This is a genomic window from Streptomyces sp. NPDC046859 (assembly GCF_040645135.1).
Taxonomy (GTDB): Bacteria; Actinomycetota; Actinomycetes; order Streptomycetales; family Streptomycetaceae; genus Streptomyces.
Map to the genome: position 1 here is coordinate 160,384 of NZ_JBEYXR010000002.1, position 12,937 is coordinate 173,320.

8 protein-coding genes are annotated in these 12,937 nt (G+C 70.4%); 5 read left to right on the forward strand and 3 right to left on the reverse strand.

Annotated features, from left to right (window positions below):
- Window positions 1–354: 354 nt before the first annotated feature.
- The gene (locus ABZ899_RS03130; RefSeq protein ID WP_361339943.1) at window positions 355–1,119 is read right to left on the reverse strand and encodes an IclR family transcriptional regulator; all 765 of its coding nucleotides are present in this window, start codon (window positions 1,117–1,119) and stop codon (window positions 355–357) included.
- A gap of 295 nt (window positions 1,120–1,414) precedes the next feature.
- Here ABZ899_RS03130 and metH point away from each other — a divergent pair, with 295 nt between their 5' ends.
- The 4 genes from metH (at window position 1,415) to ABZ899_RS03150 (ending at window position 9,518) form a co-directional block, all read left to right on the forward strand.
- Window positions 1,415–4,930 carry a methionine synthase gene (gene metH / locus ABZ899_RS03135; RefSeq protein WP_361339946.1) on the forward strand — a complete coding sequence of 1,172 codons (3,516 nt, stop codon included), beginning with the start codon at window positions 1,415–1,417 and terminating at the stop codon, window positions 4,928–4,930.
- A 151-nt stretch (window positions 4,931–5,081) separates the two neighbouring features.
- Complete coding sequence (locus tag ABZ899_RS03140; protein WP_361339949.1) at window positions 5,082–5,777, forward strand: HAD family phosphatase; 696 nt, start codon at window positions 5,082–5,084, stop codon at window positions 5,775–5,777.
- A gap of 459 nt (window positions 5,778–6,236) precedes the next feature.
- Window positions 6,237–7,841, forward strand: a complete 1,605-nt coding sequence (locus tag ABZ899_RS03145) for an ABC transporter substrate-binding protein (protein ID WP_361339952.1) — start codon at window positions 6,237–6,239, stop codon at window positions 7,839–7,841.
- 93 nt (window positions 7,842–7,934) lie between these two features.
- Complete coding sequence (locus tag ABZ899_RS03150; RefSeq protein WP_361339955.1) at window positions 7,935–9,518, forward strand: ABC transporter substrate-binding protein; 1,584 nt, start codon at window positions 7,935–7,937, stop codon at window positions 9,516–9,518.
- 69 nt (window positions 9,519–9,587) lie between these two features.
- On the opposite strand, the gene ABZ899_RS03155 is transcribed toward ABZ899_RS03150, so the two are convergent.
- Together ABZ899_RS03155 and ABZ899_RS03160 are read right to left on the reverse strand one after the other, a co-directional pair.
- A complete protein-coding gene (locus tag ABZ899_RS03155; protein ID WP_062670896.1) occupies window positions 9,588–10,259 on the reverse strand; it encodes a response regulator transcription factor in 672 nt (223 codons plus the stop codon).
- Window positions 10,260–10,273: 14 nt separating this feature from the next.
- On the reverse strand, window positions 10,274–11,293 hold the full coding sequence (locus ABZ899_RS03160) for a RecB family exonuclease (protein ID WP_361339958.1): 1,020 nt from the start codon (window positions 11,291–11,293) through the stop codon (window positions 10,274–10,276).
- A gap of 174 nt (window positions 11,294–11,467) precedes the next feature.
- On the opposite strand from ABZ899_RS03160, the gene ABZ899_RS03165 reads away from it, so the two are divergent.
- Window positions 11,468–12,907 (forward strand): site-2 protease family protein, encoded by a 1,440-nt coding sequence (locus tag ABZ899_RS03165; protein ID WP_361339961.1) that lies wholly within the window; start codon window positions 11,468–11,470, stop codon window positions 12,905–12,907.
- Window positions 12,908–12,937: the final 30 nt, after the last annotated feature.

Here is a 12,937-nt window from a genome sequence, read left to right on the forward strand (position 1 = left end):
TCCCACCGGTGGTTCGTGTTGCTCTCGGGATGAGAGCGATACCGGCCTCTGGCGTTGTCCCACTCTAGCGCGTATTGCCGGTAGGTGTTCGACAATGCCGACCGATGGACGGGAGTCTTGCCCCGGCGTCAGGGGTGCGTCAAGAGTCCTGTTCCTGAATGCTCGATCGTTATCGGCTGTGTTGATTTGTCGATACGACGTCACGTGTGCGTACGGGTGCGTAAGGGACACGCTGTGTGCGCACCGCCCGCATCGGCACGCCCCGCGGGCGCACGTGGGAAGACCCGGAGCGCCGTCCGGCGTCCGGGTCGTCAAATGTCGTGGTCCTGCCCCGTCGAGGGGCGGGCGGACGGCTCAGAAGCGCCCGGCGCCCAGATCCCGCGACACCGCGCGGGCGCAGTCCCGCACCGCCGCGATCAGCTCCGCGCGCAACTCGCCCTCGCGGCACAGGCGCTCCACCGCGCCGGTGATGCCGACCGCGCCCACCGGCATGCGGCGCCGGTCGTGGATGGGGGCGGCGACCGACGCGACGCCCTCCCAGGTCTCCTCGACGTCGGCCGCGTACCCCCGCGCGCGGGTCAGGTCGAGGAGCTGCTCGAAGTCGTCCAGCTCGCACACCGTGCGCTCGGTGAACGCCTTGCGGCCGGCCTCGACGGCCTCGCTGTGCGCCACGGGGTCGTACGCCGACAGCACCTTGCCCAGCGCGGTGGAGTGCAGCGGCTGCATGGCACCGATCTCCAGCACCTGACGGCTGTCGTCCGGGCGGAAGACGTGGTGCACGATCAGGACGCCCTGCTGGTGCAGCACCCCCAGATAGACGCTCTCGCCGCTGGAGCGGGCCAGGTCGTCCGTCCACACCAGCGCGCGGGCGCGCAGCTCGTGCACATCCAGATAGGTCGTGCCCAGGCGCAGCAGCTCGGCCCCCAGCTGGTACCGTCCGGACGCCTCGTCCTGCTCGACGAACCCCTCCTGCTGGAGGGTGCGCAGGATCCCGTGGGCGGTGCCCTTCGCGAGGCCCAGCGAGGAGGCGATGTCCGACAGGCCGAGGCGCCGCTCACCACCTGCGAGCAGCCGCAGCATCGCGGCCGCCCGTTCGAGCGACTGGATGTTCCGTGCCATCGCCGTACTGCCTCCGTCCCCTTCGACCGTCGACCTACACGACGTCGCTGCCGTCGTTCGGCAATGTCGAACACTACCGGTCGATGTCGACCCTCCGCTAATGGTCCGTCGGACTTCATCCGTCCGGACCGTGTCACACGTATACCGGGTGCCGTCCCGGGGCCGTCCGCGTCCCGGCCCGTGGACGTCGCGACCATCGCGCGGCGCTCCCGGCTACGCTGACGAGGTGCGCCCGCCGTGGAACCTGCCCTGCGGGCGCAAAGCCGACAGCCGTCGCACTCCAGGGAGCCCTTTCATGGCCTCGTTGCCACCGACCCCTTCCGCCGACAGCCGGACCCGTGTGTCCGCCCTCCGTCAGGCCCTCGCCACCCGTGTGGTCGTCGCCGACGGAGCGATGGGCACCATGTTGCAGGCCCAGGACCCCACGCTGGACGACTTCCAGAATCTCGAGGGCTGCAACGAGATCCTGAACGTGACCCGGCCGGACATCGTCCGCTCCGTCCACGAGGCGTACTTCGACGCGGGCGTGGACTGCGTGGAGACCAACACCTTCGGGGCGAACCACGCCGCGATGGCCGAGTACGACATCCCCGAGCGCGTCTTCGAACTGTCCGAGGCCGGCGCCCGCATCGCCCGGGAGACCGCCGACGCCTACGCCGCCCGTGACGGGCGCGACCGCTGGGTGCTGGGCTCCATCGGCCCCGGCACCAAGCTCCCCACACTCGGCCACATCGGCTACACCACCATCCGCGACGCCTTCCAGCAGAACGCCGAGGGCCTGATCTCCGGCGGCGCCGACGCGCTGATCGTGGAGACCACACAGGACCTGCTGCAGACCAAGGCCGCCGTCATCGGCGCCCAGCGCGCCCGGGAGCTCTCCGGCCTGGACCTGCCGATCATCGTCTCCGTCACCGTCGAGACGACCGGCACCATGCTCCTCGGCTCCGAGATCGGCGCCGCCCTGACGGCCCTGGAGCCGCTCGGCATCGACATGATCGGCATGAACTGCGCCACGGGACCCGCCGAGATGAGCGAGCACCTGCGCTACCTCTCCCGGCACTCCCGCATCCCGCTGTCCTGCATGCCGAACGCGGGCCTGCCCGTCCTCGGCAAGGACGGCGCCACCTATCCGCTGACCGCCCCGGAGCTGGCGGACGCCCACGAGACCTTCGTCCGCGACTACGGGCTGTCCCTGGTCGGCGGCTGTTGCGGCACCACGCCCGAGCACCTGCGGCAGCTCGTCGAGCGGGTCCGGGACCTGGCGCCGACCGAGCGCGACCCGCGCCCCGAGCCCGGCGCCGCCTCGCTCTACCAGACCGTGCCCTTCCGTCAGGACACCTCCTACCTGGCCATCGGCGAGCGCACCAACGCCAACGGCTCCAAGAAGTTCCGCGAGGCCATGCTGGACGGCCGCTGGGACGACTGCGTGGAGATGGCGCGCGAGCAGATCCGCGAGGGCGCGCACATGCTCGACCTGTGCGTGGACTACGTCGGCCGGGACGGCGTCGCCGACATGCGCGAGCTCGCCGGGCGCTTCGCCACCGCCTCCACGCTGCCGATCGTGCTGGACTCCACCGAGGTCGACGTCCTCCAGGCCGGCCTGGAGAAGCTCGGCGGACGCGCGGTCATCAACTCCGTGAACTACGAGGACGGCGACGGCCCCGAGTCGAGGTTCGCGCGCGTCACGAAGCTGGCCCGGGAGCACGGTGCGGCCCTGATCGCGCTGACCATCGACGAGGAGGGGCAGGCCCGCACCCCCGAGAAGAAGGTCGAGATCGCCGAACGGCTGATCGAGGACCTGACGGGGAACTGGGGCATCCACGAGTCCGACATCCTCATCGACACCCTGACCTTCACCATCTGCACCGGTCAGGAGGAGTCCCGCAAGGACGGCATCGCCACCATCGAGGCGATCCGCGAGCTCAAGCGGCGCCACCCCGACGTGCAGACCACGCTCGGCCTGTCGAACATCTCCTTCGGCCTCAACCCGGCCGCCCGCATCCTCCTGAACTCCGTGTTCCTGGACGAGTGCGTGAAGGCCGGCCTGGACTCGGCGATCGTGCACGCCAGCAAGATCCTGCCGATCGCCCGCTTCAACGAGGAAGAGGTGCGCACGGCCCTCGACCTCATCTACGACCGCCGCGCCGAGGGCTACGACCCGCTGCAGAAGCTCATGGCCCTGTTCGAGGGCGCCACCGCCAAGTCCCTGAAGGCCGGCAGGGCCGAGGAACTGGCCGCCCTGCCGCTGGAGGAACGCCTCAAGCGGCGCATCATCGACGGCGAGCGCAACGGCCTGGAGGCCGACCTCGACGCGGCCCTGCGGGACCGGCCCGCCCTGGACATCGTCAACGCCACCCTCCTGGACGGCATGAAGGTCGTCGGCGAACTGTTCGGCTCCGGGCAGATGCAGCTGCCGTTCGTGCTGCAGTCCGCCGAGGTCATGAAGGCCGCCGTCGCCTACCTCGAACCGCACATGGAGAAGTCCGACGCCGAGGGCAAGGGCACGATCGTGCTGGCCACCGTGCGCGGCGACGTCCACGACATCGGCAAGAACCTCGTGGACATCATCCTGTCCAACAACGGCTACACCGTGGTCAACCTGGGCATCAAGCAGCCTGTCTCCGCGATCCTGGAAGCCGCCGAGGAGCACCGCGCCGACGTCATCGGCATGTCCGGGCTCCTGGTGAAGTCCACCGTGATCATGAAGGAGAACCTCGAGGAGCTGAACCAGCGCGGCCTCGCCGCCGACTACCCGGTCATCCTCGGCGGTGCCGCCCTGACCCGCGCCTACGTCGAACAGGACCTGCACGAGGTCTACGAGGGCGAGGTCCGCTACGCCCGCGACGCCTTCGAGGGACTGCGCCTGATGGACGCCCTCATCGGCGTCAAGCGCGGCGTGCCCGGCGCCAAGCTGCCCGAGCTCAGGCAGCGCCGGGTGCGGGCGACCGCGCAGGCCGTGGTCGAGGAGCGCCCCGAGGACGGTCACGTGCGCTCCGACGTCGCCACCGACAACCCCGTCCCCGAACCGCCGTTCTGGGGCACCCGCGTCAGCAAGGGCATCCAGCTCAAGGAGTACGCCTCCTGGCTGGACGAGGGCGCCCTGTTCAAGGGGCAGTGGGGCCTGAAGGAGTCCCGGTCCGGGGGCGGGCCGTCGTACCAGGAGCTCGTCGAGACCGAGGGCCGCCCGCGGCTGCGCGGCCTGCTGGACCGGCTCCAGACCGACAACCTGCTCGAGGCGGCCGTCGTCCACGGCTACTTCCCGTGCGTCTCCAAGGACGACGACCTGATCGTCCTCGACGAGCACGGCAACGAACGGACCCGGTTCACCTTCCCGCGCCAGCGCCGCGGCCGCCGTCTGTGCCTCGCGGACTTCTTCCGCCCCCAGGAGTCCGGCGAGACCGACGTCGTCGGCTTCCAGGTCGTCACCGTCGGCTCCCGCATCGGCGAGGAGACCGCCCGGCTCTTCGAGGCCAACGCCTACCGCGACTACCTCGAACTGCACGGCCTGTCCGTCCAGCTCGCCGAGGCCCTCGCCGAGTACTGGCACGCCCGCGTGCGCGCCGAGCTCGGCTTCGCCGGCGAGGACCCGGCCGCCATGGAGGACATGTTCTCCCTGAAGTACCGCGGCGCCCGCTTCTCGCTCGGCTACGGCGCCTGCCCCGACCTGGAGGACCGCGCCAAGATCGCCGACCTGCTCCGTCCCGAGCGCATCGGCGTCCACCTGTCCGAGGAGTTCCAGCTCCACCCCGAGCAGTCCACGGACGCCATCGTGATCCACCACCCGGAGGCGAAGTACTTCAACGCACGCTGACGCCCGCTCCCGGGGGCCCGACGCCGGTGTGCCGAAGGCACAGCGGGTCGCTCAGGCGACACCGCGGGGAGCGTCGTACACTGGACGGTCCACCGCAGGCCGGTTCCCTCCGTGGGAACCGGCCTGGTCGTCCCTTGAAGGAGGTACGTGGATGACCAGCACCGTCCCCGCCCCGTCGACCCGTACGGCCGACGGATCGGCCCTGCAGGCCGTACTCCTCGACATGGACGGCACCCTGGTGGACTCCGAGGGCTTCTGGTGGGATGTCGAGGTCGAGGTCTTCGCCTCCCTCGGCCACACCCTTGACGACACCTGGCGCCATGTCGTGGTCGGCGGGCCCATGACCCGCAGTGCCGGCTTCCTGATCGAGGCCACCGGCGCCGACATCGGCCTGGACGAGCTCACGGTGCTGCTCAACCAGGGCTTCGAGGACCGCATCGACCACTCCCTGCCTCTGATGCCGGGAGCCGCCCGGCTGCTGGCCGAGCTGGCCGAGCACCGGATCCCGACGGCCCTCGTCTCCGCCTCGCACCGCCGCATCATCGACCGGGTGCTCACCACGCTCGGCCCGCAGCACTTCGCCCTGACCGTCGCCGGTGACGAGGTGGCGCGCACCAAGCCCCACCCCGACCCGTATCTGCTCGCCGCCGTCGGCCTCGGGGCCGACCCCGCCCGGTGCGCCGTCGTCGAGGACACGGCGACCGGGGTCGCCGCCGCGGAGGCCGCCGGCTGCCATGTGGTGGCCGTGCCCTCGATCGCGCCCATCGCGCCGGCCGCCCGGCGCACGGTGGTGCCCTCGCTGGAACACGTCGATCTGGCATTTCTGCGCGGCCTGATGACGGTCTGACCACGACTCGTCACAGTCATGACAACTTGAATCCGCCAGTTGTTCACCGAGCGTGCTGCTTTGATGGCCCTTTGACGGCGGAGAAATTCCGCATGGAAATTCGATCGCGCCGGACGGCTGAATTCCGGCGCCCCCTCAAGATCGTCCAATCTGTGACGTTCGCCACTCCAAGGGGTCGCGCGGGGGTGCCCTCCGCATGCTTCCCACCCCCGGACAGCGGTTTCGAGCGCACCCTTGTGTCCTGATTCATGGATCGGTGCGCCAATCCTTCCCGCCTTGGCCTTCCGGTGCGTCCACATCCGATTCCGCTGAGTGAGGAAGGCTCAACTCCGGTCCCCTCCAACCCTCCTGTGGGCGCGGACTAATCTCGTCGCGAGAACATCGCCCTTACCCCCGTGATCCGCCGCACCACCCTCTGCATGGCGGATACACGGAGAAGACAGCTGGAGAAACCCGAGCATGAACCGCAAGACTTTGGTGCTGCCGGTCGTCATCGGCCTGCTCGCGCCGGTTCTCGCCGCCTGTGGCGGAGCCGACAGCGGCAGCGGCGGCGGCGACGGGATCGTCGTGGGCACCACGGATGTGTTCACTGCCTCGGAGGAGAGCCCCGCACCGCTCGATCCGGCCTGGGCCTACGACGTCGGCCTGTGGAACATCCTGCGCCAGACCGTGCAGACCCTGATGATCCAGCCGCGCGGCGAGGGCGAACCCGTCCCCGAGGCCGCCGAGAGCTGCAGCTTCACGGACAGCGGCAACGAACGCTACGCCTGCACCCTGCGCAAGGACCTCAAGTTCGCCGACGGCGACGCCGTCACCGCGGACGACGTGAAGTACTCCATCGACCGCGCCCTCTCCCTGAAGGCCGACAGCGGCGTCTTCGCCCTGCTGTCCACCATCGACACCGTCGAGGCGCGCGGCGACCGCGAGGTCGTCTTCCACCTGAAGACCGCCGACGCCACCTTCCCGTACAAGCTGTCCACCCCGGTCGCGGGCATCATCGACCCGGACGTGTACGACAAGAAGAAGCTGCGCAGCGGCTTCGAGGTCGACGGCTCCGGCCCGTACACCTTCAAGGCGAAGGTCGACGGCGACAAGCTCGTCTCCGCCGAGTTCACCAAGAACCCCGAGTACAAGGGGAGCCTGAAGGTGAACAACGACAAGGTCGAGATGCGCAGCTACGACAGCGCCGACGCGATGGGCGCCGCCCTCGACAGCGGTGACATCGACGTCATGACCCGCGCCATGTCGCCGGGGCAGATCGACAAGCTGTCCGCCGACTCCGACGACGACGTCGACCTCATCGACATGGCGGGCCTCGAGATCCGCTACCTCGCCTTCAACACCAACGACTCCAGCGTGCGCAGCAAGGCCGTCCGCCAGGCCATGGCCCAGCTGATCGACCGCGGCGAACTCGTCTCCAAGGTGTACGGCTCCCAGGCCGAGCCCCTGTACTCCCTGGTCCCCGCCAGCATCACGGGCCACTCCAACTCGTTCTTCAACAAGTACGGCGAGCCCAGCAACGGCAAGGCCAAGGCGATCCTGGAGCGGGCCGGCGTCACCACCCCGGTCCGGCTGACGCTGCACTACACCACCGACCACTACGGCCCGGCCACGAAGAACGAGTTCGAGCTGCTGAAGCAACAGCTCAACGGCAGCGGCCTGTTCGACGTCGACATCAAGGGCACCGCCTGGGACGTGTTCCGCCCCGCCGAGAAGAAGGGCAAGTACGAGGTCTACGGCATGGGCTGGTTCCCTGACTTCCCCGACGCCGACAACTACGTCGCCCCGTTCCTCGACAAGGACAACTTCCTCGGCTCGCCGTACGCCAACGGCCGCATCCGCAACAGCCTCATCCCCGAGTCCCGGCGCGCCGCCGACCGCATCGCCGCGACCGGCAGCCTCACCGAGATCCAGGACATCGTCGCCAACGACGTGCCGGTCCTCCCGCTGTGGCAGGGCAAGCAGTACGTCGCCGCCGGTGACGACATCACGGGCACGGCCTACGCGCTCAACTCCTCCTCCACCCTCCAGCTCTGGGAGCTCGGCCGCGGCGTGAGCGGCTGACGCACCCGTCCGGCGCCCCTCGCCCGGGGCGCCGGACCGCCCGGATCCCGCGCGGGCCCGGGTTCCTCACAACCGACGACAAGGCACTCGTAAGTGAACATGCGCACCCACTGGCCGGTGCTGCCCCTTGTGGCAGGGCTGGCCTCCGGCCTGTTGACCGGCTGCGGAACGGAATCCGGGGAAAGCGGCGCGGACGGGAACTCCGTGGTCGTGGGGATGTCGGACGACGTCCTGGCCACCGACCCCGCCTCCGGCTACGACCCAGGATCCTGGCTGCTGTTCAACAACGTCTTCCAGTCGTTGCTCAGCTTCCCCAAGGGCGCCACGGAACCCCAGCCCGAAGCCGCCGAGGAGTGCTCCTTCTCCGACGCCGGGGCCACCGTCTACAAGTGCACGCTGAAGGCCGGCCTCAAGTTCAGCAACGGTGACGAACTCACCGCCGCGGACGTCAAGTTCTCCTTCGACCGCATGCTGAAGATCGACGACCCCGACGGCCCCGCCGTCATGTTCTCCACCCTGGACAAGGTCGAGACCCCCGACGAGCGCACCGTCGTCTTCCGGCTCAACACCCCGGACGCCACCTTCCCGAGCAAGATCGCCTCCGGCGCCGGCTCCATCGTCGACGAGGACGCGTACGACGCCGACGGCCTGCGCGAGGACGGCGAAGCCGTCGGCTCCGGCCCCTACAAGCTCGACGCGTTCAACGACGACGAGGCCGTCTTCACCGTCAACGAGAACTACAAGGGCACCGCCGAGGTGGAGAACAGCGGCGTCACCCTGAAGTTCTTCCGCGGCGACCAGCAGCGCCTCAAGCGGGCCCTGCTCGCCGACGACGTCGACATCGCCTACCGCGGCCTCAGCGCCGGCGACATCGCCGACATCGAGAAGGCCGGCACCGACTCCTCCGGCGTCGAGATCGTCGAAGGCAGCAGCGCCGAGGTCCAGCACCTCGTCTTCAACATGGACGACCCGGTCGCCGGACAGCTCGGCGTGCGCAAGGCCATCGCCTACCTGCTCGACCGCGACGCCCTCATCCGGGACGTCCACGAGGGCACCGCCACCCCGCTGTACTCGATCATCCCGGCCGGCATCGGCGGCCACAACACCGCCTTCTTCGACACCTACGGCGCCCGCCCCTCCCGCGCCAAGGCCGCCGCCGCCCTGCAGAGCGAAGGCATCACCGGCAAGGTCCGGCTGACCCTGTGGTCCACCCCGTCCCGCTACGGCCCGGCCACCGACCAGCAGTTGAAGGCCATCGCCAAGCAGCTCAACGACAGCGGCCTCTTCCAGGCCGACGTCCGCTCCGTCGCCTTCGACCAGTACGAGAAGGACATCGCCAAGGGCAGGTACGGCGTCTACGTCAAGGGCTGGGTGCCGGACTACCCGGACGCCGACAACTTCACGGCGCCCTTCTTCGGCAAGGGCAACGTCCTCGGCAACAACTACGAGAACAGGCGCATCACCAACACGCTCATCCCCAGCACCGCCGCCGAGAGCGACCGCGCCGCCACCGACGACGCCTTCGGCCAGCTCCAGGACATCGTCGCCGAGGAACTGCCCATCCTCCCGGTCTGGCAGGGCAAGCAGTACGCCGTCGTCCACGAGAACGTGTACGGCCTGGAGTACTGCCTCGACGCCTCCACCGTCTTCCGCTTCTGGGAGCTCAAGAAGGGCTGACCTCCGGCCCCCGACCACGGCAGAGGGCGCCCCTTCCACCGAAGGAGCGCCCTCTGCCCATGCCCGGCCCTACTGCGCGCCCGGACGCACCAGCCCGCTCTCGTACGCGTACACCGCGGCCTGCACCCGGTCCCGCAGCCCCAGCTTCGTCAGCACATGCCCCACATGCGTCTTCACCGTGGTCTCGCTGACGAACAGGTCCGCCGCGATCTCCGCGTTCGACAACCCGCGCGCCACCAGCTTCAGCACCTCCACCTCACGCTCGGTCAGCGTGTGCAGGGTGTCCGGCACCGGCTCGTCCCCCGACGGCAGATGCGTGGCGTACTTGTCCAGCAGCCGGCGTGTGATGCTCGGCGCGAGCATCGCCTCACCGGCCGCGACCACCCGGATCGCCTGCACCAGCTCATGGGCGGGAGCGTCCTTCAGCAGAAAGCCGCTGGCCCCCGCCCTCAGCGCCTCCACCACGTACTCGTCCAGATCGAACGTGGTCAGCACCAGAACCTTCGCCGGACCGTCCCGCCCCGGCCCGGTGATCTGCCGCGTCGCCTCCACCCCGTCCATCCGGGGCATACGGATGTCCATCAGGACCACGTCGGGCTGCAGGGCCCGCACCTGATCGAGGGCCTGCAGACCGTCACCGGCCTCACCGACGACCGCGAGATCCTGCTCGGCCTCCAGAATCATCCGGAACCCGGTGCGCAGCAGGGGCTGGTCGTCGACCAGTAGGACGCGGATGGCCACGTAAGTCTCCTTCGCTAGTCCGGCCCCATTCTGCCCTGCGCGCCTTGCCCGGACTCGCCCGCCCCGGCCACCGGCGCCAGCGGGTAGGGCGGGGGAGTGCCGCCGAACTCCGGGCAGTGCTCCCGGTGATCGCACCAGCCGCACAGCTTCGTCGGCCGCGGCCGCCAGTCACCCGTCTCCGTCGCCAGCCGGATCGCCTCCCATAGCGCGAGCAGCTTGCGCTCCACCCGCTCCAGGTCCGCCATCACCGGGTCGTACGTCAGCACGTCACCACTGCCCAGATACACCAGCTGCAGCCGGCGCGGCACCACGCCCTTCAGCCGCCACACCACCAGGGCGTAGAACTTCATCTGGAACAGCGCGCCCTCCGCGTACTCCGGGCGGGGCGCCTTGCCCGTCTTGTAGTCGACGATCCGCACCTCACCCGTGGGCGCCACGTCGACCCGGTCGATGATCCCGCGCAGCCGGAGCCCCGACTCCAGCTCCGCCTCCACGAACAACTCCCGCTCGGCCGGCTCCAGCCGTGTCGGATCCTCCAGCCCGAACCAGCGCTCCACCAACTGCTCCGCCTCGGCAAGCCAGGCCGCCAGCCGCTCACCCTCCGGATCGTCCGCGAACAGCTCCGCGACCTCCGGGCGGCTCTCCCGCAGCCGGTCCCACTGCCCCGGGATCAGCGACTTCGCGCGCGGCGCCGTCCGCTCCGCCGCGGGCGCGTCGAAGAGACGCTCCAGCACCGCGTGCACCAGCGTCCCCTTCGTCGCCGCCGGGCTCGGCTTCTCCGGCAGCCGGTCGATGACCCGGAACCGGTACAGCAACGGGCACTGCATGAAGTCACCGGCCCGCGACGGAGACAGCGACGAAGGAGCCCGGACGGGCAGCACACCGGCGGCCCCCTCCGCCGGCACCGCCCCGATCGTCTCCGGGGCCCCCGCATGAACGGGCGCCCCCGCGGGGTACTCGTCCCTCATCGGCGGCGTCGTCCGCGTGGCCTCGCCGCCGCCGTCCGCCGCGGTGCCCTCCGTGCTCGTCTCCATGACCACAGACCTTACGGCCCACCACTGACAGTGACCCAGCCGCGGGCACCGGCGGCCGCCGGGGGAGCGGCCACTGTGGGGTGCCGGGGCGGACCCCGTCAGGACGGCCGCATACCATCGACCCGAGACCTTCCGCACGGCAGGCGCGGACGACGCATCCATCGAGGGGACACCGTGGACGAGAGCGGCGGGAGCGGGAAGCCGCGCTCCGGGACCGACGAGCCGACCGAGCACCGCACGGACCGGCCGGCCCCCGACCCCGGACGGCCCGACGCACCCACCGGCCCCGGCCGACAGGAGACGCCGCCCGCCCCCGAGGACCCGCAGCACCGGGACGCCGGCGACGAGAGCACCGCGCAGCCACCGCAGGAGCCGCACCCCGACGGCCCCCACCCCCAGCACGACGACCGCGCCTTCGCCCACTCCGCCGACACCAAGCCGCGCCCGCCGAGGCGCCCCCGCGACCCCAGAGGCGGACTGCTCATGGGCCGGCCCTTCGGCGTGCCCGTCTACGTCGCCCCCAGCTGGTTCCTCGTCGCCGCCCTGATCACCTGGGTATTCGGCGGCCAGCTCGAGCGCGTCCTGCCCGAGCTCGGCGCCGCCCGCTACCTCGTCTCCCTCTTCTTCGCCGTCGCCTTCTACGCCTCCGTCCTCGTCCACGAGCTCGCCCACACCGTCGCCGCCCTGCGCTTCGGCCTGCCCGTGCGCCGCATCCAGCTCCAGTTCTTCGGCGGCGTCTCCGAGATCGAGAAGGAAGCCGAGACTCCTGGCCGCGAATTCGTCCTCGCCTTCGTCGGCCCCCTGCTCTCCCTCGTCCTCTCCGGCGTCTTCTACGGAGCCCTGCGTCTCGTCGAACCCGGCACCGTCCCCGGCGTCCTGCTCGCCGGCCTGATGGTCTCCAACCTCATCGTGGCCGTGTTCAACCTGCTGCCCGGCCTCCCCCTGGACGGCGGCCGTATGCTCCGCGCCGTCGTCTGGAAGATCACGGGCAGACCCATGAGCGGCACCGTCGCCGCCGCCTGGGTCGGCCGCGCCCTCGCCGTCTCCGTCCTCATCGGCCTGCCCTGGCTCACCCAGTCCGGCGCCCTCGGCTCCGAGGCCGTCGACAACGTCGGCATGGACACCGTCCTGGACGCCCTGCTCGCCGCCATCCTCGCCGCGATCATCTGGACCGGAGCCGGCAACAGCCTGCGCATGGCCCGGCTGCGCGAACACCTCCCCGAACTGCGCGCCCGCGCCCTCACCCGCCGCGCCGTCCCCGTCGAGGCCGACACCCCCCTCTCCGAGGCCCTGCGCCGCGCCAACGCCGCCGGCGCCCGCGCCCTCGTCGTCGTGGAGACCGACGGCACCCCTCTCTCCCTCGTCCGCGAAGCGGCCATCGTCGGCGTCCCCGAACACCGCCGCCCCTGGGTCGCCGTCGGCGGCCTCGCCCAGGACATCACCGAAGGCATGCGCGTCTCCGCCGAACTCTCCGGCGAGGAACTCCTCGACGCCCTGCGCGCCACCCCCGCCACCGAATACCTCGTCGTCGAGGAGACCGGCGAGATCTACGGAGTCCTGTCCGCCGCCGACGTGGAACGCGCCTTCGTCAAGGCCATGGCCCGCCCCAGTTGACCACCGGCCGTCCGTGGTCGGCGGCCTCCC